At 63.4% G+C, this 17,189-nt stretch carries 19 protein-coding genes; 10 read left to right on the forward strand and 9 right to left on the reverse strand.

From position 1 onward, the window contains the following. Window positions 1-114: 114 nt before the first annotated feature. The 3 genes from C1D09_RS19340 to C1D09_RS19350 are packed head-to-tail and all read right to left on the reverse strand — an operon-like array spanning window position 115 to window position 2,613. A complete protein-coding gene (locus C1D09_RS19340) occupies window positions 115-534 on the reverse strand; it encodes a cupin domain-containing protein (RefSeq protein WP_143975819.1) in 420 nt (139 codons plus the stop codon). 4 nt (window positions 535-538) lie between these two features. Next, on the reverse strand, window positions 539-1,405 hold the full coding sequence (locus C1D09_RS19345; protein WP_143975820.1) for a phosphoenolpyruvate hydrolase family protein: 867 nt from the start codon (window positions 1,403-1,405) through the stop codon (window positions 539-541). A gap of 11 nt (window positions 1,406-1,416) precedes the next feature. Continuing rightward, window positions 1,417-2,613 (reverse strand): Tm-1-like ATP-binding domain-containing protein, encoded by a 1,197-nt coding sequence (locus C1D09_RS19350; RefSeq protein WP_143975821.1) that lies wholly within the window; start codon window positions 2,611-2,613, stop codon window positions 1,417-1,419. A 52-nt stretch (window positions 2,614-2,665) separates the two neighbouring features. On the opposite strand from C1D09_RS19350, the gene C1D09_RS19355 reads away from it, so the two are divergent. From C1D09_RS19355 to C1D09_RS19385, 7 genes are all read left to right on the forward strand, one after another. Then, window positions 2,666-3,361 (forward strand): TetR/AcrR family transcriptional regulator, encoded by a 696-nt coding sequence (locus C1D09_RS19355; RefSeq protein ID WP_143975822.1) that lies wholly within the window; start codon window positions 2,666-2,668, stop codon window positions 3,359-3,361. 359 nt (window positions 3,362-3,720) lie between these two features. Next, window positions 3,721-5,037 (forward strand): ABC transporter substrate-binding protein, encoded by a 1,317-nt coding sequence (locus C1D09_RS19360; protein ID WP_143975823.1) that lies wholly within the window; start codon window positions 3,721-3,723, stop codon window positions 5,035-5,037. Window positions 5,038-5,106: 69 nt separating this feature from the next. Further along, a complete protein-coding gene (locus C1D09_RS19365) occupies window positions 5,107-6,012 on the forward strand; it encodes a carbohydrate ABC transporter permease (protein ID WP_143975824.1) in 906 nt (301 codons plus the stop codon). 1 nt (window position 6,013) lies between these two features. Continuing rightward, window positions 6,014-6,973: a carbohydrate ABC transporter permease gene (locus tag C1D09_RS19370; protein WP_013892904.1), complete on the forward strand. Its 960-nt coding sequence runs from the start codon at window positions 6,014-6,016 to the stop codon at window positions 6,971-6,973. Then, the gene (locus C1D09_RS19375) at window positions 6,970-7,194 is read left to right on the forward strand and encodes a hypothetical protein (RefSeq protein ID WP_140890314.1); all 225 of its coding nucleotides are present in this window, start codon (window positions 6,970-6,972) and stop codon (window positions 7,192-7,194) included. Before C1D09_RS19370 ends, C1D09_RS19375 begins: the two co-directional genes overlap by 4 nt. Next, the gene (locus C1D09_RS19380; protein WP_143975825.1) at window positions 7,191-8,294 is read left to right on the forward strand and encodes an ABC transporter ATP-binding protein; all 1,104 of its coding nucleotides are present in this window, start codon (window positions 7,191-7,193) and stop codon (window positions 8,292-8,294) included. The genes C1D09_RS19375 and C1D09_RS19380 overlap by 4 nt, the downstream gene beginning before the upstream one ends. Continuing rightward, window positions 8,294-9,379, forward strand: coding sequence for an ABC transporter ATP-binding protein (locus C1D09_RS19385; protein ID WP_143975826.1), 1,086 nt, complete (start codon window positions 8,294-8,296; stop codon window positions 9,377-9,379). The genes C1D09_RS19380 and C1D09_RS19385 overlap by 1 nt, the downstream gene beginning before the upstream one ends. Before the next feature lie 9 nt (window positions 9,380-9,388). On the opposite strand, the gene C1D09_RS19390 is transcribed toward C1D09_RS19385, so the two are convergent. The 3 genes from C1D09_RS19390 to C1D09_RS19400 all read right to left on the reverse strand — a co-directional run bounded on the left by C1D09_RS19390 (window position 9,389) and on the right by C1D09_RS19400 (window position 11,961). Next, window positions 9,389-9,820 (reverse strand): DUF4437 domain-containing protein, encoded by a 432-nt coding sequence (locus tag C1D09_RS19390; protein WP_143975827.1) that lies wholly within the window; start codon window positions 9,818-9,820, stop codon window positions 9,389-9,391. Window positions 9,821-9,955: 135 nt separating this feature from the next. Then, window positions 9,956-10,927, reverse strand: coding sequence for an AraC family transcriptional regulator (locus C1D09_RS19395; protein ID WP_143975828.1), 972 nt, complete (start codon window positions 10,925-10,927; stop codon window positions 9,956-9,958). A 47-nt stretch (window positions 10,928-10,974) separates the two neighbouring features. Next, window positions 10,975-11,961 carry an AraC family transcriptional regulator gene (locus C1D09_RS19400; RefSeq protein ID WP_143975829.1) on the reverse strand — a complete coding sequence of 329 codons (987 nt, stop codon included), beginning with the start codon at window positions 11,959-11,961 and terminating at the stop codon, window positions 10,975-10,977. 183 nt (window positions 11,962-12,144) lie between these two features. Between C1D09_RS19400 and C1D09_RS19405 the strand changes: the two genes are divergently transcribed. Further along, the gene (locus tag C1D09_RS19405; protein ID WP_143975830.1) at window positions 12,145-13,359 is read left to right on the forward strand and encodes an MFS transporter; all 1,215 of its coding nucleotides are present in this window, start codon (window positions 12,145-12,147) and stop codon (window positions 13,357-13,359) included. Window positions 13,360-13,396: 37 nt separating this feature from the next. Here C1D09_RS19405 and C1D09_RS19410 read toward each other — a convergent pair whose 3' ends face one another. After that, the gene (locus tag C1D09_RS19410) at window positions 13,397-13,975 is read right to left on the reverse strand and encodes a TetR/AcrR family transcriptional regulator (RefSeq protein ID WP_246135808.1); all 579 of its coding nucleotides are present in this window, start codon (window positions 13,973-13,975) and stop codon (window positions 13,397-13,399) included. Between the two features lie 98 nt (window positions 13,976-14,073). Here C1D09_RS19410 and C1D09_RS19415 point away from each other — a divergent pair, with 98 nt between their 5' ends. Further along, window positions 14,074-14,982 (forward strand): SDR family oxidoreductase, encoded by a 909-nt coding sequence (locus tag C1D09_RS19415; protein ID WP_143975832.1) that lies wholly within the window; start codon window positions 14,074-14,076, stop codon window positions 14,980-14,982. A 16-nt stretch (window positions 14,983-14,998) separates the two neighbouring features. Here the strand turns inward: C1D09_RS19415 and C1D09_RS19420 are convergent, their stop codons facing one another. Then, window positions 14,999-15,346 carry a GFA family protein gene (locus C1D09_RS19420; protein ID WP_143975833.1) on the reverse strand — a complete coding sequence of 116 codons (348 nt, stop codon included), beginning with the start codon at window positions 15,344-15,346 and terminating at the stop codon, window positions 14,999-15,001. Between the two features lie 114 nt (window positions 15,347-15,460). On the opposite strand from C1D09_RS19420, the gene C1D09_RS19425 reads away from it, so the two are divergent. Further along, complete coding sequence (locus C1D09_RS19425; protein WP_143975834.1) at window positions 15,461-16,756, forward strand: amidase; 1,296 nt, start codon at window positions 15,461-15,463, stop codon at window positions 16,754-16,756. 15 nt (window positions 16,757-16,771) lie between these two features. Here the strand turns inward: C1D09_RS19425 and C1D09_RS19430 are convergent, their stop codons facing one another. Next, window positions 16,772-17,161, reverse strand: coding sequence for a hypothetical protein (locus tag C1D09_RS19430; RefSeq protein ID WP_143975835.1), 390 nt, complete (start codon window positions 17,159-17,161; stop codon window positions 16,772-16,774). Window positions 17,162-17,189 lie beyond the last annotated feature (28 nt).

The following is a 17,189-nucleotide window of genomic DNA, read 5'->3' on the forward strand; positions in this document are numbered from 1 at the left end:
CTTCCCGTGGAGCGGTGAGAAAAGAGCAGTTCTGGCGACTGGCGAAATCGTCCACGTTCTACGGGGAGAAACGTCCGGCAGGACAATGAGGGGCGACGCCGCCCTATAAGAAGTTCATTGCCGCTCTGCGGGAATCAGCCTGAAATCCGGCAGGTCGCGCAGAGCCAGTTCCGGTCCGGCCGGCGAATAGACGACGAAGAGCTGCATCGGCCCGTCGCCCGTATTCAGCGTCGAATGGAAACGGCTCTCCGGTACATAGATGGTGCAGCCGGGGCCGACCTTCGCGACCACCGGATTGCCCTTCTCGTCCTCGACCATCTGCTCGCCATGGCCGGAGATGACGAAGATGATTTCCTCGGCGCCCGGATGGTTGTGGCGGGTATGGCCCTTGCCGGAGGGCAGGTCGACGACGCCGCCGGAAAAACGGGTGGCGCCGTTCACTTCCGGAGCGACTGTCAGTGCCAGCCTGCCCCAATCGAAGCCGAAGGCGCTGACGTCATTCGGATAGACAAATACCTTGCTCTTGTCGGTCACGGTCTCATCCCTTCTTTTTCTTTGGCTTGGTCTTCTCACCGCCGAGTGTGACAGCCTTGAAATCGGCTGTCTGCCGGGCAATCGCCGTTTCCGCCGGCAGCCGCTCCATGGAGCTCGCGCCATAGAAGCCATGCAGTCCCTTGGCCCGGGAGAGAATGTAGCGGGCATCGTCCGGCATCGAGATCGGGCCGCCATGGCAGAGCAAGATGACGTCCTTGCGCACCGAGCGGGCGGCGTCGGCGATGGCGTCGATCGCGACGACGCAATCGTCGAGTGACTTGGCCGAGGTGGCGCCGATCGAGCCACCGGTCGTCACACCCATGTGGGCGACCACGATGTCGGCGCCGGCCTTGGTCATGGCGCGCGCCTCGTCGGGATTGAAGACATAGGGAGTGGTGAGCAGATCGAGCTTGTGCGCCTCGGCGATCATGTCGACCTCAAGCCCGAAACCCATGCCGGTCTCCTCGAAGCTCTGTCGCATGGTGCCGTCGAACAGGCCGATGGTCGGAAAATTCTGTACGCCGGAAAAGCCCATCGTCTTCAGCTCGGCCAGAAGCAGTGGCATGATGACGAAGGGATCGGTGCCGTTGACGCCGGCCAGCACCGGTGTGTGTCTGACCACCGGCAGCACCTCATAGGCCATTTCCTTGACGATCTCATTGGCATTGCCATAGGCGAGCAGGCCGGCCGCCGAGCCGCGCCCGGCCATGCGGTAGCGGCCGGAATTGTAGATGATGATCAGGTCTATGCCGCCGGCCTCCTCGGCCTTGGCCGACAGGCCGGTGCCGGCGCCGCCGCCGACGATCGGTACGCCCTTGTCGATCATTCCCCTGAATTTCTTCAGTATGTCCTTGCGTGGTATTGCGGGCATGTCTTTGAACCTCAGTGCCTGGCGATGTCGAGAAAGGCCGCGATCGCGGCCGTGGCGAATTCGCGGTCGTTGATGTGCAGCGGCAGGCGCGTGACGCGACGATTGGCATTCGGCTTGATGGTGCGCTCGATGGCGTCGAACAGCACGGCGTCGGCCTGCGGATCGAAGAAGGCGCCCCCCTCGATGTCGAGCGCCGAGACGCCCTTCTCCGGAATGAGAAAATGCACCGGCCCTTCGCACAGGGCGAGCCTTCCGCCGATCCACTCGCCGATCTTGCGACACTCGTCGGCAGTGGTGCGCATCAGCGTGACGTTGGGATTGTGCTCGTAGAACAGCCTCCCGCGATAGCGTTCCGGGATGGTGGAAGGCGCCCAGAAATTGACCATGTCGAGCGCGCCGACCGAGCCGACATAGGGCAGGCCAGTGCGGGCGATCGCGCCGAAGCGGTCTTCCGTCGCCGGCAGCACGCCGCCGAACAACAGGTCGCAGACCTCTGTCGTGGTGATGTCGATGACACCGGACAGCAGGCCGCTGTCGGCCAGCTTTTCCATGCTGCGGCCGCCGGTGCCGGTGGCGTGGAAGACCATGCAATCATACGCGGTGCGAAGCTGGTCGGCGATGGCGGTGACGCAAGGCGTGGTGACGCCGAACATGGTCAAACCGATCGAGGGCTTGCCGTCGGGCGGCGGCGCCGGCCGTGCCGCCATGCCCGATATCGCCTGGGCGGCATTATGCAGCACGACACGGGAGAGCCGGTTCAGCCCGGCCATGTCGGTCACCGATGGCATCATGATGATGTCGGAGACATCGACATAGGGAGCCGTGTCGCCCGAGGCGAGGGTCGAGATCATGATTTTCGGCAGGCCGAGCGGCAGCGCGCGCATGCCCGATGTGATGATCGACGTGCCGCCGCCGCCGCCAATGCCGATCATGGCGGCGATGTCGTTCCGCGATTGCGCAAAATGGGTGAAGGCGACGCCCATGGCGGCGACCGCGGCGCCACGGTCATCGCCGCCGAGCACGGCTGTATGGCCGCGCGGATGGTGACCGGCGACTTGTTTCGCCGCAATATCGACCGGGACCGTCGCGTGGCGCGTTCCGACATCGACGCGGCAAACATTGGCGCCAGTTGCGGCGATCGCATCGGCCAGGAACGCGAGTTCCTCACCCTTGGTGTCAGCGGTGCCCACCACATAGATGCGCTTCATTGGCGCCTTCCAAGGTCATTGCAAATTTTTGAGACGCGCGTATCATATTGACATGGATGTCTCGCGTCAACGATCCACAGCAACGGGCGACACCGAGCGGGGAAGCGGCCAGGCCGCCGAGCGTGGACCCCGGGCGCGCACGAAACGGCTGATGCTGGAGACGGCGACACGGCTGATGCAGGCGGGCGTGACGCCGTCGGTCAGCGAGGTGGCGGAAGCGGCGGAAGTTTCCCGCGCCACCGCCTACCGATATTTTCCGAGCCAGGCGGCATTGGTGCAGGCCGTCGTCGACGAGGGGCTTGGCCCGATCCTGACCTGGCAATCGACCTCGGCGGACGCCGAGCGGCGGGTCGCGGAGCTGTTCGACACGGCCATGCCGCGCATCGAGGCTTTTGAGGCGACGTTCAAGGCGGCGCTGAAGCTGTCGCTCGATCAATGGGCGCGTCGGCAGGCCGGCACGCTGGGCGGTGAGCCGGCCTTCACGCGCGGTCATCGCGTCGATTTGCTGGAGCAGGCGATCGCGCCGCTCCAGGGTCATTTGCCGCCGCACGATTTCAAGCGCCTGGCGCAGGCGCTGTCGCTGATCTTCGGCGTCGAGGTGCTGATAGTGCTCAAGGACATATGGGGCCTGGACAGCCGCGGGACGCGGTCTGTCGCGCAATGGGCGGCAGGCGCCCTGGTGCGCGCGGCGGTGGCGGGATCGATCGATGAAGGAGGCGACGGCGGTTCGCGGCCGGTCCTGGGGTAGGCCCTATCTGGTTCGACCAGATTTGCATGCCGACCATCAATATTATCCCGGACGCGCGGGGTCGTGCAACGCCTCAGCGTATCATTGAGTAGGAAAAACATTGGAAAACAGGCAGATAAAGCTTGAATTCCGCCGGAATGGCCAGGCTCGCCGTCCAAGAAAGGGCTTGACGTCGATGTAGAATTGGTAATACCAGATCAGGAAAGAAAAATGGATCAAAGGTGAGGGTTGCGATCCGTTTTCCGGCAGGGCGAGGAGGCCCGAAACCGGGAAGGTGCGATCACGGGAGGAACTACCGGAACCGGCCCCGTTGCCGGCTCGCATGACAGGGTAGAATGCGCACAAGGGAGGAAATCATTATGCGCAAGTTAGTGACCAGCGTGCTTGCTGGTATCGGCTTAACGCTTGCCTGCGGAACGTCCGTTTACGCGCAGGAAAAGTCGCTCACCATCTTCTGGGCGGAATGGGATCCGGCCAACTATCTGCAGGAACTCGGCAACGAGTACGAGAAGGAAACCGGTGTCAAGATCACGGTGGAGACCACACCCTGGTCCGACTTCCAGACGAAGGCCTTCACCGAGTTCAACGCCCATGGCGACGCTTACGATCTGGTCGTTGGCGACTCGCAGTGGCTGGGTGCCGGCTCGACCGGTGGCCACTATGTCGACCTGACGGACTTCTTCAAGAAGCACGACCTCGGCAATGTCATGGCGCCGGCGACGGTGAAGTACTACGCCGAGTATCCCGGCAACAGCGGCAAGTACTGGGCCATACCGCTCGAAGGCGACGCCGTCGGCTGGTCCTACCGCAAGGACTGGTTCGAGGACCCCAAGGAGAAGGAAGCCTTCAGGGCCAAATATGGCTACGACCTCGACGTGCCGAAGGATTTCAAGGCGCTGCGCGACATCGCCGAGTTCTTCTATCGGCCCGACCAGAAGCGCTACGGCATCGCCATCTACACGGACAATTCCTATGATGCGATGGCAATGGGCTTCGAGAACGCGTTGTTCTCCTATGGCGGCGAGTTGGGTGACTATTCGACCTACAAGGTCGATGGCCACATCAATTCCGACAAGGCGGTCGCCGCGCTCGACGCCTACAAGGAACTCTACAAGTTCACGCCTCCGGGCTGGGCCAAATCGTTCTTCGTCGAGGACAACCAGGCGATCACCGAGAACCTGGCGGCGATGAGCATGAACTTCTTCGCGTTCTTCCCCTCGTTGATCAACGAGGCGTCGAACCCGAACGCCAAGAACACCGGCTTCTTCGCCAACCCACCGGGACCGAATGGCGACCAGTTCGCCGCACTCGGCGGTCAAGGCATTTCCGTCATCTCGTACTCGAAGAAGCAGGACGAGGCGATGAAGTTCCTTGAATGGTTCATCAAGGACGAGACCCAGAAGAAGTGGGCGGCGCTTGGCGGCTATACCTGCAGCGCGGCGGTGCTCAAGTCGCCGGAATTCCAGAGCGCCACGCCTTACAACAAGGCCTTCTATGAGACCATGTTCAAGGTGAAGGATTTCTGGGCCGTGCCGGAATATGCCGAACTGCTGCAGCAGCTCAACCAGCGCGTCTATCCCTACATGATCGGCGGCGAAGGCACCGCCAAGCAAACGCTTGACGCTCTGGCCGCCGACTGGAACGCGACGTTCAAGAAGTACGGTCGCGTTCAGTAACAACCATGCATCACGGAGGGGGCGTTGGCGCCTCCTCCGTTTCTTTTTCTGCAAACGGGAGCAGGGGTCTTGGCGACCACGATGATCACAACACTGGAGAGGTCCTCGCGGGCGGCCGCGCGCGGCCTGAGCGACATTTCGATCCGCAACCTCTTCATTATTCCGACGGTCCTGTTCCTGATCGTCTTCAACATCTTTCCGCTGATCTATTCGCTTGGATATTCCTTCACCGACTTCCGCGCGTCGACCAACGCGCCGGCCAATTTCGTCGGGCTGCAGAACTATCGCGACCTGCTCAACGATCCCTATGTGTGGTCCAACTTCGCCATCACCGCGAAATACGTCATCATTTCCGTCGCGGGCCAGCTGCTTGTCGGTTTCGGCGTGGCGATGCTGCTCAACAGGGATATCCCCCTCAAGGGCCTTATCACGACGCTGCTGCTGCTGCCGATGATGCTGTCGATGGCTGTCGTCGGGCTGTTCTGGAAGCTTCTCTACGATCCGTCATGGGGCGTCATCAACTATGCCCTTGGGCTCGGCAATTTCGAGTGGCTGGCCGACCCCAAGATGGCGCTCTACGCCGTGGCGCTGACCGACATCTGGATGTGGTCGCCCTTCGTCATGCTGTTGTCGCTGGCAGGTCTCTCGGCGGTACCGAAACATCTCTACGAGGCCGCCGCGATCGACCGCGCCGGACCGTTTTATACCTTCTTCCGTATCACGCTGCCGCTGGTGGCGCCGATCCTGATGATCGCGGTCATCTTCCGCACCATGGAAGCGTTCAAGACCTTCGACCTCGCCTACATCCTGACCAGCCAGCCGACGGCCGAACTGATCTCGATCCGGCTCTACAAGATGGCGTTCCAGGAATGGCAGACCGGGCGTTCCTGCGCGATGGCCTACATCGTGCTGATCATGGTGCTGGCCATCACCAACATCTACGTCAAGTACCTCAACAAGGTGAAGGAGCGCTGAGATGGCGGCAGTCCGCACTTCTTCCGAAATCGGCTTCAACCGCGTCGCCATCGTCGCCGTGCTGTTGGTGACGATCATCTTCCTCGCGCCGATCTACTGGATCGCCTCGACGGCATTCAAGCCGCGCAACCTGGCCACCACCATCCCGCCGACGGTCGTCTTCCAGCCGGAAATTTCGCCGTTCGTGAAGCTGTTCACCAAGCGCTCGCAATTGCGCAGCCCGCCGACACCGGAAGAATACGCGGCGGCGCCGTGGTGGGAGCGCGTCGTTTTCGATGGCGGCGAGAAGATCGTGCGCGATGGCAAAGGCCAGGTGCAGTGGTCGGGCTATCCCAGCCGCTTCCTGAACTCGCTGATTATCGCCATCACCTCGACGGTTCTGGCGGTCGGCATGGGTACGTTCACCGCCTATGGCTTCTCACGCTTCAAGGTGAAGGGGGAGGCGGATCTGCTCTTCTTCATCCTGTCGACACGCATGCTGCCGCCAGTGGTGGTGGCGATCCCGATGTTCCTGATGTACCGCGCGGTCGGCCTCAACGACACCCATGTCGGCCTGATCATCCTCTACACCGCCTTCAACCTGTCCTTCTCGGTATGGCTGATGAAGGGTTTCATGGACGAAATCCCGAAGGAATATGAGGAGGCGGCGCTTGTCGACGGCTATACGCGCATGGAAGCCTTCTTCAAGATCGTGCTACCCGAGGCCGCCACCGGCATCGCCGCCACTGCCGTGTTCTGCTTCATCACGGCGTGGAACGAGTATGCCTTCGCGCTGATCATGACCAATCGTCGCGCCCAGACAGCCCCGCCCTTCATTCCCAGCCAGGTCGGCTCCGGCCTGCCGGACTGGACGGTGATCGCCGCCGGAACCTTCCTGTTCCTGCTGCCGGTCGCGATCTTCACCTTCCTGCTCCGCAACCATCTGTTGCGCGGCATGTCCTTCGGAGCAATCCGCAAATGAGCTTTCGCGCCATCAATCAGAAATATCTGGAGCCCGGTTCGCAAGTGCTCATGGTGCTCGGCATCGTGGCACTCTGCCAGCCCTGGAACATGGTGCTGCACACCTATGGCCTGACCATCATCTTGATCGGGCTGATCGGCTTCAACATCACTTCGAAGATCGCGCCTGAGGAGGAGGCCGGCACCGGTCATGCCGCGCGAAATCCGGGAGCACAGCATTGACCCAGATCGAGCTTCGCGGCGTCCAGAAATTCTTTGGCGCTGTCCAGGTCATCAAGGACCTCAACCTCAAGATATCGGACAATGAGTTCATCGTGCTGCTCGGCCAATCGGGCTGCGGCAAGACGACGACCCTGCGCGCGATCGCCGGGCTGGAAACGATCGACGAGGGCGACATCCTCATCGACGGCAAGCCGGTCCAGCACCTGAAGGCGGCTGACCGAGACATCGCCATGGTGTTCCAGTCGTTCTCGCTCTATCCGCATATGAGCGTCTACGAGAACATCGCCTTCCCGTTGCGCGCCACGCGCAAGAGCAAGTCGGAGATCGACAGCGAGGTGCGTTCGGTCGCCAAGACGCTGCAGATAACGGATCTGCTAGGCAAGAAGCCGTCGGCGCTGTCCGGCGGCGACATGCAGCGCGTCGCCATCGGCCGGGCGCTGGTGCGGCGGCCGAAGGCGATGCTGATGGACGAGCCGATCGGCGCGCTCGATGCCAAGCTGCGCGAGGAGATGCGGGCCGAGATCAAGCGGCTGCACATCAAGCAGGGCTCGACCACCATCTATGTCACGCACGACCAGATCGAGGCGATGAGCCTCGCCGACCGCATCGTCATCATGCATGAAGGCGTGCTGCAGCAGGTCGGCTCACCCGACGAGGTCTATTCTCGCCCGGCCAATCTGTTCGTGGCGCAATTCGTCGGCAGCCCGGTGATGAATGTCGCCGACGCGGCGGTGGCCGAGAAAGCCGCGTCCGTATCGGTGACGCTCGGCGACGCGGCCACCGGCTTTGAGTTTCCTCGCGCGCTGCTGTCGAAACTCAACGGCCATGCCGGCGGTCAGCTGGCGCTCGGCATCCGGCCGGAAGGCGTGCTTGTTCGCCGTGAGGCGGCCGACGGTTTCATGGCCGTCGAGACGCAGATCGTCGAACCGCTCGGCTCCTTTGACATCGTCGACCTGAAGGTCGGCTCCAACATGCTGCGGGCCCGCACGAAGAGCGGCTTCATCTCGGGCCCCGGCGAGAGGGTCTTTGCCCGGATCGATCCCACCCAGGCGCATTTCTTCGACAAGGCAAGCGGCAAGTCGCTTGAGGTGAGGCTCTGATGGCCCATATCCAGCTCAAGAACATCTCCAAGAATTTCGTCAACCATACTGCGTTGACCGGGCTCGATCTCGACATCGCCGACGGCGAGTTCTTCGTGCTGCTGGGCGAGACGGGAGCCGGCAAGACGACGACGCTGCGGCTGATTGCCGGCCTCGAAAAACCCAGCGAAGGCCAAGTCCTCATCGACGGCGTCGACGTTGCCGACTGGGGCGCGGCCGAGCGCGACGTGGCGCTGGTGCTGCAGCAGTACTCGCTCTATCCGCGCTACACGGTGCGCGAGAATCTCGAATTTCCGCTGAAGCCCAAGATCCGCAGGCTGCCCGATGCCGAGATCAAGGACCGCGTCGACCGCGCGGCCCGTACGCTGCGCATCGAACATCTGCTTGACCGCAAGACCGACCGGCTCTCAGGCGGCGAAATGCAGCGCGTGTCGATCGGCCGCGCCATCGTGCGCAAGCCGCGCGTGTTCCTGATGGACGAACCGCTGTCGGCGCTCGACGCCAAGCTGCGCGAGGCGCTGCGCACGGAACTGAAGAACCTGCAGATACAGCTCGGCGCCACCTTCCTGTTCGTTACCCATGACCAGATCGAGGCGATGTCGATGGGCGACAAGGTGGGGGTACTTAATCATGGCCGCATCGTGCAGACCGGCACGCCGCACGAGATCTACAACAATCCGCGCGACACCTATGTGGCGAGCTTCGTCGGCTCGCCGCCGATGAACCTCATCGACGGCAAGCTGGTCAATGGCCGCGCGGTGATGGCGCCGCTGAATTTCGAACTGCCCTTTTCAGGGGGGGCCAAGGCGACTTCGGCGACCGACGGTCGCCCGCTCGTCTTCGGCATCCGTCCCGAAGACGTCCATCTCGAGAGCGGCGCGCCCGTCGAGGCGCGCGTCCATGATGTCGAGAACCATGGCGTCGAAAAGATCCTGACGCTGCGCGTCGGCGACACCATGTTGCGCGCCACTGTGCCGGCAAGGACAGATGTCGCCATCGAGCAGCCGGTGCGCTTTGCCTGGAACCCGGACAAGGTGGTGCTGTTCGACAAGGGCAGCGGTGTCAGCTTGCGCCACGCCGGATAGAGCGTCCGGTTACTTCGCCAGGTAGGTCTCGTAAGGCATGTCGTTGATCAGCAAGATCACGCACTCCGTATCGGACAGGCAGGCGTCGTCATGCATCTCGTTGGCCTTCTGGGTCCAATAGGATCCCGGAGGCAGTTCGACCTTGGTCGCCTCGCCGCCTTGCATCTGCCAATGCGCCCACAGACCCTTGATGACCACCGCGCGATAGTCGGCGGTGTGCGCGTGAACAGGAGCGCGCCATTTGCCTGGGACTTTCAGCAGCGTGCCTGCAGGGCCCTTGGCCCTTTCGCCCCATAGCGGTCCGAGACGCTGCGGCTGGTCCGGCGCCTCGGCGACATAGGGGATCTTGTTGGCCGGAAGATAGCTGTCCTCGAGGGCGAAGGCCTGGCCGGAGACGACGAACATGCTGGCGAGCGTTAGGAACCTCAGATGAATTGGCATGGCATATCTCCTTGAATCGACCCGCTCACTGTTGGGACAGGCAGGCTATTGCATGCAGCCGGCCCGGCAATGACACGGCGTCCGGAAGACTTGGCAATTCATCCAGCAATTCAACACGGCAAGGTGCGTGCTGCCTCAGCGTTCGTCGGAGGTGCCGTTGACGGGGCGCAAATGGCTGGGCGCCGTGCCGACGATCCGCTTGAACGCCCGGCTGAACGAAGCCTCGGACTCGTAGCCCAGTCTGGCGGCCACCACGGATACCCGCATCCGGTCTTCGATCAGCCACTGTCGCGCCTGGTGCATGCGCAGCCGGGCGATATATCTCGCCGGCGTTTCGCCGACGATTGCCGTGAACCGTTCGGCGAAGGCCGAACGTGAGGCCCCCATTTCGCGGGCCAGGGCTTCGACGGTCCAGTTCCGGTGGGGCTGGCGATGAATGGCCACCAGCACGCGGCCGATGTCCCGGTCCCTGATCGCGGCGATCCAGCCGGTGGTACCGTCGCCGCCGTTCTCCACCCATGACCGGATAATGCTTGCGGCCAATACGTCGGCCAGACGCGCCAGTATGCCGCCCGAGCCGGCGCGATTGCCGGTCACTTCGCTGGCCATGGCTTCCAGAAGGTGCGGAATGCCCGGCTCGTCGGCCATCAAGTCCCGGGCGCGCATCATGTCCGGCATCATGGCGAGCACAGGATGCGATCCACCCAGATTGAAGTGCATGCTGCCGCAAAACAGCTGCGTCTTGGCGCCGTAGCCGCCGTTCGAGACGGCGTAGACATTGTCCTGCAAAGGCTCGATGCTGTAGCTTTCGATCGGCACGGCATGGACGCCCGGCGCACTGGCAAGGATGTGTTCGGCGCCGCGCGGCAACAACAGCGCATCGTCGGCTTTCAGTTCCTGCCATTGCCGGGACGGCGAAAACAGCCAGCATCCGCGCCGGCCGATGAAGTGGAAACGTGCCGCCTCCTGGGCTGGAAAGAGCACCGCCCACGGCTCGCCAAGGTCGCAGCGGCCATAATCGACGCCATCAAGCCGCAATCCTCTCAATATGTCGGTCAGCGGGCCGCCTGATGCCGGCGAGACACCCTCGGATGATGTGAAATCCATGCCTGGCTTTTAGCGTGCAATCGACCGTCCGTCACGGCCGAGATGCGTTACCCGGCCTTGCGGATGTCGGCCTGCTCCTCGGCCCGCAGATGGCTGGGCGCCGAACCGATGACACGCTTGAAGGCACGGCTGAAGGCGGCGTCCGATTCATAGCCGAGGCGTGCGGCAACGACCGAGATCTTCATCCGGTCGCGGACCAGCCATTGCCGCGCCTGATGCATCCGGACCTGGGTGACATATTTTGCCGGCGTTTCGCCGACGATGGTGGCGAAGCGCTCGGCGAAGCCCGAGCGCGAAGCACCCATCATCCGGGCCAGCGACTCGACCGTCCAGTCATGGTCGGGTTCGAGATGGATTGCGGCCAACACGCGGCCGATGTCGCGGTCCCGGACCGCCGCGATCCAGCCGGACGAATCGCCGCAGCCACGCTCGACCCATGAGCGGATGACGGTGGCGGCCAGCACATCGGCCAGCCGCGCCAGGATGCCGCCGGAGCCGACGCGCTCCATTGTCACTTCGCGTGCCATCGACTCCAGCAGATGTGGAATGCCCGGCTCATAGGCTTCCAGCTCATGCGAGCGCATCACGTCCGGCATCATGCCGAGCAGCGGATGCAGGCCATCGAGGTTGAAATACATCGCGGCGCAGAACAGCAGCGTTCCCGGCTGGCAATCCTTGTCGCACATCTCTGCGTTCGATGTGCAATAGACGTCCTTGCAGACTTCCTCGAGCTGGTAGCCATGGATCGGCCAGGCCTTCGCACCGGGTTCGCTGGCCAGTACATGGGCCTCGCCGCGCGGCAGCAGCACCGAATCGCCGGCATTGAGCTCGACCCATTCTCCGGAGGGCTGCTTCAGCCAGCAGCCCTTGCGGCCGATGAAGTGAAAACGGGCGCCTGGCTGAGCCGGAAACTGGATGCCCCAAGGCTCTTTCATCTCGCAGCGGCCGTACTCGACACCATCGAGGCGCAGGCCGCGCAGTATGTCCGTAAGCGGGTCGCCGGTGACCGGAATTTTGGACGAATGGTCAAACATTATGGGGTTTCTAGCATGGAAACTCCAGGGCGTCATTCCCTATGTTGCACTGCAGCCAAATGCTGCGTCGCAAACAAATAGCAGACCGTCCCCATGGTAAGCGGTGATCGCAAGGCATGGATCGGGTGGAAGCCCGAGGCGGTCATTTCCTATGTGGCGGTGCAAACAGACCGGAGACTGACCATGGCCGATCCCACAACGGGCGTCGTCGACGCCGCACTTCTGAACCCTGCTGACAGCGATGAACGAGCCGATCCGGCCTGGGGCGCCGTGGTTTCGCTGGCACTTGGCGTTTTCGGTCTCGTCACCGCCGAATTCCTGCCCGCCAGCCTGCTTACGCCGATGGCGCACGATCTCGGCGTCACCGAAGGTGTCGCGGGGCAAGCGGTGACCGCAACCGCCATCGTCGGCGCCATTGCCGCGCCCACCATGGCAATCATTACAAGGCGCATGGACCGCAGGCTGGTGATGTGGATGCTGACTTCGTTCCTCATCCTGTCGAACCTTCTCGCCACCTTTGCCGCGTCGCTGCCCATGCTTCTGCTGGCCCGCGTGGTGCTGGGCGTGGCGCTGGGTGGCTTCTGGGCGATGTCGGCGGCCATGGCGCTGCGGCTGGTGCCGATGCGGCTGATGCCGCGCGCCATGTCGATCATCCTGACCGGCGTTTCGCTGGCCACCGTCACCGCCGCCCCGGTCGGGGCCTATGTCGGCAACATCTGGGGTTGGCGCACGGCCTTCATGATCGCGACCACCGTCGGTGCCCTGGCGCTGCTGGTGCAATTGGCCACGATTCCGAAGCTGCCGCCGGTGGGTGTCGCGAGTTTCCGGACCTTGCTTGATGTTTTGAAGCGGCCGTCGATCCGGGTGGCCCTGCTGGTCGTGCTACTGGTCGCTTCGGGGCACTTTGCCGGCTTCACCTATGTGCGCCCCTTTCTCGAAGAGGTGCCGGTGCTCGACATCGGGACGATCTCGTTGGTGCTTCTGGCCTATGGCATTGGCGGGTTCTTCGGCAATATCGCCGGCGGCTTCCTGGCTGAGCGCAACCTCAAGACAGCCGTGGCGCTGGCGCCCCTGCTGATCGCGCTTGCGGCCGCCTTGATGCTAATCCTTGGCGCCTCGCCGACGGTCGCCGCGGCCGCCGTGGCCGCCTGGGGCTTTGCCTTCGGCGCGGTGCCGGTCGGGCTGCAGAGCTGGCTGGTTCGGGCGGCGCCCGACCAAGCCGAAAGCGCCGGCGGCTTGATGGTGGCGACTTTCCAGGTGGCGATCGCGCTGGGCGCCGTCTTCGGCGGTCTGCTGGTCGACCATGCCGGCGTGGCCAGCGCCTTCGCCTATTGCGGCATCGCAACCCTGCTGGCGGCCATCGTTGTGTTCCTGCGCGGCCCGAAGCAGGCCGCGTAGTCCTTCATCCCCGAGCTATCCAGCGGTCCGAGAACCATCATGGTTTTCGGGCCGCTGCCGTCGTGATGGCGGCAACGAAGCGGATGAGGCTGTTGTCGACGTAGATGGTGACTTCGATCGTCGGATCGAAACTCCACCACAGCAACGATCCCTGCCAATGCGACGCCATCAGCAGGCCGATGTCCTGCGGGGAGCCGGGCGTTCCGGCAAAGCAAGCCGCGAGGGCATTGCACAGGGTTGTTTTCCAAGCGGCACCGCGCGCCCTGAGCATGGGGTCACGCAGATCCTCGCGCAGGACGAGCAGGCCCTGGGCATAGGATTCGATGCCGCCATAGCCCTGCGACAGCGCCACCAGCAATTCGATTGCACCGGCAGGCGTTCTTGGAACGGCGGTCGCCAGCGTCCTGGTCTTGTCGTCAAGACCGTCCCAGGCATGCAGCAGTGTGCGCTGCTTCAACCGTGCCTTATTCCCGAAGCGTTGCACCAGGGTCGCACCGGAGAGGCCACAGGATTTCGCCAGGCGCTCGAAGGTGAGCGCCTCCGGGCCATGCTCGTGGATCAATCGCAATGCGGCTTCCAGCACCTGTTCGTCGGACTGGGTTTTGGGTCGGGTCACCTTGACATCCTGATATAACCGAATGATCATTTATATATGATGCGAGCGGCGCGGGCCAGCTCGGATTTCATCGATGTTATCGTTCTTCGGAGAGTTCAATGACGTTGCAAGGAAAAGTTGCCCTGGTCGCCGGCGGCACGCGAGGCGCCGGACGCGGCATAGCGGTCGAACTCGGTGCTGCCGGCGCCACTGTCTATGTCACCGGGCGGAGCACACGTGCCCAGCAATCCGAATATGCCCGGCCAGAAACAATCGAGGAGACGGCGGAACTGGTCACGGCGAACGGCGGCAGGGGCATCGCCATGCAAGTCGATCATCTCGTGGCCGACGACGTGCGTGGGCTGGTCGAGCGCATCCGCAAGGAACAGGGCCGTCTCGACATACTGGTCAACGACATCTGGGGCGGTGAAAAGCTGTTCGAATGGGACAAGGCTGTCTGGGAGCACGATCTGGACAATGGCTTGCGCATGCTGCGTCTGGCCATCGACACACACCTGATCACCGCCCACCATGCGCTGCCGCTCATGATCGAGCAGCCGGGTGGACTGCTGGTCGAAGTCACCGACGGCACGGCCGAATACAATGCCGAGCATTACCGCCTGTCGCCATTCTATGACCTTGCCAAGGTCGCGGTGAACCGCATGGCGTGGGCTCACGCCAAGGATCTTGCCAAACACGGCGCCACGTCAGTCTCTTTGACGCCGGGCTGGCTGCGGTCGGAGATGATGCTGGAGGCTTTTGGGGTGCTCGAGGAGAATTGGCGCGATGCCACGGCAAAGGTTCCGCATTTCGTCATTTCGGAGACGCCGCGCTTTGTCGGCCGTGCCGTCGTAGCTTTGGCGGCGGATCCGGACCGTTCGCGCTGGAACGGGCAGTCGCTGTCCAGCGGCGGGCTGGCGCAGGTCTACGGCTTTACCGATCTCGACGGTTCGCGGCCCGATGCCTGGCGCTACCTGCCGGAAGTCCAGGACGCCGGCAAACCCGCCGACGCAACGGGTTACCGGTAAAGCACTCCGGACCCGCTCAAGCCGAACGCCCGTCGAAGTCGAAGATCGACAAGGTGGATGGGTCGATGTCGGCGACGCAGTTGAGGTTGATATAGGCGCTGCGCTCAGCGCCTTCCCGGACGTCCTCGGCGAAAGGATGGATGCCGCAGGTGCGGCAGAAGCGGTGCGCCATGGCGTGGTTGCCGAATGTGTAGGTGCCCAGGTCATCGCCCCAGGCCAGGATCGTCAGTTTCTCATGCGGGATGGCGCATAAGAGCGCGCCCTTGCGCGAGCAGATCGAACAATTGCAACGTACCGCACCGGTCAGTTCCGCCTTGAATTCGAAGGCGATCTTGCCGCAATGACAGCTGCCTTTGTAGAGCATCGGTATCTTCCTATCGCTGGCAGGTGCAAAGGTACGCCGGCCGGTTATCCCTTTCGCAGGTCCAACCGACTGCCTGCCTTAAGACGTTGCATCCTGACGGAGTCCGACATCGACATGCAATCCATCCGCGACCGTCTCGAAATCATCCTGTCACGTCTTGCCAATCGCGCGGCCGACGAAAAGGTCTTCACCAAGCTCTATATCGCGGCTGCGCGGGCGGCGGCTGATGCCAGCGACGCCCGCCGCCGGGCACTCGTGACGCTCGGACCGCTCGACGGCACGATCGTCTCGGTCAAGGATCTGTTCGATGTCGCCGGCGAGGCGACCACGGCCGGCTCGCTGATGCGGAAGACCGCTACGCCCGCCGCGCGCGACGCCGCCATCGTCAGCCGGCTTCGGCAAGCCGGTGCCGTCATCATAGGCAAGACCAACATGACCGAATTCGCCTTCACGGCGATCGGCGACAACATGCACTATGGCACGCCGGGCAATGCCGCCGATGCCGGCCGTATTCCCGGCGGTTCGTCCTCGGGCGCCGGCGTTTCAGTCGGTGAGGGGACGAGCGATATCTCCATCGGTTCCGACACCGGCGGGTCGATCCGCATTCCGGCGGCGCTCAATGGTGTGGTTGGTTTCAAGCCTACAGCGCGGCGGGTGCCGCTGACCGGCACCTTTCCGCTGTCCGGCACCTTGGACTCGATCGGGCCGCTTGCCCGGACCGTCGCGCAATGTGCCGCCGCAGACGCGGTGCTGGCCGGCGACGTGCCGGCCGAACCGACGGCCATATCGCTCGCGGGACTTCGGGTCGGTGTGCCGCGCGGCGTTCTTTTCGGCGACACCGAAGGTGAGATTGCCGTGGCGTTCGAGCGTTGTCTCGGCAAGATCGAACAAGCCGGCGCGCGCATGGCGGATCTGGTGATCGACGACATGATCGCGGAGCTCAGGACCGCCACCAAGCGCGGCTCGATCGCCGCCATGGAAGGAGCCGAGGTTCATGCCGACTGGCTGGCGACGGGGGCATCGGTGCCGGTCGACCCGCATGTCAGCGGCCCCTTGTCTCGGGCGGCAATGCTGCCGACGCCGGTCTATATCCGAGCCTTGCGCCGCCGTGCCGCCCTGGCAGCCGCCATGGACGAGCGGTTGGCATCGGTCGATGTGCTGGCACTGCCAACCACGCCGGTGACGGCGCCGGCCATTGTTTCCCTGGCCGGGGATGCCGAGTTGCGCGACCATGTCGAAGGCCTGCTTCTGCGCAACACGCAGGTCGCCAACCAGTTCGATCTCTGCGCGATCTCGCTGCCGATGCCCGGCATGGCGCTGCCGGCGGGACTGATGCTGGTCGCGCGCAACGGCCATGACCGGCGTCTGCTGCGGATCGCCGCCGAAGTGGAGAGGCTGCTGGCCGGATGATCGGCGATTGGCGGATCAGGGCGAGGAACAGTGTTTGCGTTCGCTGTCCTTGGCGGTGCGCGCGATGCGCATCGCGATCAGCCAGGGCAGGCTGTAATCCTTGCCGGTGATGGTCTGGGTGCGTTGCTCGATCAAGCCTCTGACGACGATCTTCCCGGTGTAGAGCACGTCGGACTGATCCGTTATCGCCTTGTCGGCCTGCGGCAATCGACTGGTGTCGATCGATACACCCTTGATAACCTTGCCCGTGGCAAGGTCGAGTGCGCTGTTCGACGGGCAAGGCTGTTTGAAGCAGCGCAACCCATTGTCGCAATAGACATAGCTGCTGTCGGCCGTGGCGAATGCCGGCAGGGCGCCGATGGACGAGGCTGCGGCAATCAGGAATGCGAGACGAAGACCGGGCATGGCTCCAAACGTCGCGGAGAATTGGGGC

Source organism: Mesorhizobium intechi (genome assembly GCF_002879535.1).
Lineage (GTDB): Bacteria > Pseudomonadota > Alphaproteobacteria > Rhizobiales > Rhizobiaceae > Mesorhizobium > Mesorhizobium intechi.

Coding starts and splice junctions, on each gene's coding strand:
- C1D09_RS19345 (WP_143975820.1), bottom strand. CDS start 1,405: ATGCCCGCAATACCACGCAAGGACATACTGAAGAAATTCAGGGGAATG.
- C1D09_RS19350 (WP_143975821.1), bottom strand. CDS start 2,613: ATGAAGCGCATCTATGTGGTGGGCACCGCTGACACCAAGGGTGAGGAA.
- C1D09_RS19355 (WP_143975822.1), top strand. CDS start 2,666: ATGGATGTCTCGCGTCAACGATCCACAGCAACGGGCGACACCGAGCGG.
- C1D09_RS19360 (WP_143975823.1), top strand. CDS start 3,721: ATGCGCAAGTTAGTGACCAGCGTGCTTGCTGGTATCGGCTTAACGCTT.
- C1D09_RS19370 (WP_013892904.1), top strand. CDS start 6,014: ATGGCGGCAGTCCGCACTTCTTCCGAAATCGGCTTCAACCGCGTCGCC.
- C1D09_RS19375 (WP_140890314.1), top strand. CDS start 6,970: ATGAGCTTTCGCGCCATCAATCAGAAATATCTGGAGCCCGGTTCGCAA.
- C1D09_RS19385 (WP_143975826.1), top strand. CDS start 8,294: ATGGCCCATATCCAGCTCAAGAACATCTCCAAGAATTTCGTCAACCAT.
- C1D09_RS19390 (WP_143975827.1), bottom strand. CDS start 9,820: ATGCCAATTCATCTGAGGTTCCTAACGCTCGCCAGCATGTTCGTCGTC.
- C1D09_RS19395 (WP_143975828.1), bottom strand. CDS start 10,927: ATGGATTTCACATCATCCGAGGGTGTCTCGCCGGCATCAGGCGGCCCG.
- C1D09_RS19400 (WP_143975829.1), bottom strand. CDS start 11,961: ATGTTTGACCATTCGTCCAAAATTCCGGTCACCGGCGACCCGCTTACG.
- C1D09_RS19405 (WP_143975830.1), top strand. CDS start 12,145: ATGGCCGATCCCACAACGGGCGTCGTCGACGCCGCACTTCTGAACCCT.
- C1D09_RS19415 (WP_143975832.1), top strand. CDS start 14,074: ATGACGTTGCAAGGAAAAGTTGCCCTGGTCGCCGGCGGCACGCGAGGC.
- C1D09_RS19420 (WP_143975833.1), bottom strand. CDS start 15,346: ATGCTCTACAAAGGCAGCTGTCATTGCGGCAAGATCGCCTTCGAATTC.
- C1D09_RS19425 (WP_143975834.1), top strand. CDS start 15,461: ATGCAATCCATCCGCGACCGTCTCGAAATCATCCTGTCACGTCTTGCC.
- C1D09_RS19430 (WP_143975835.1), bottom strand. CDS start 17,161: ATGCCCGGTCTTCGTCTCGCATTCCTGATTGCCGCAGCCTCGTCCATC.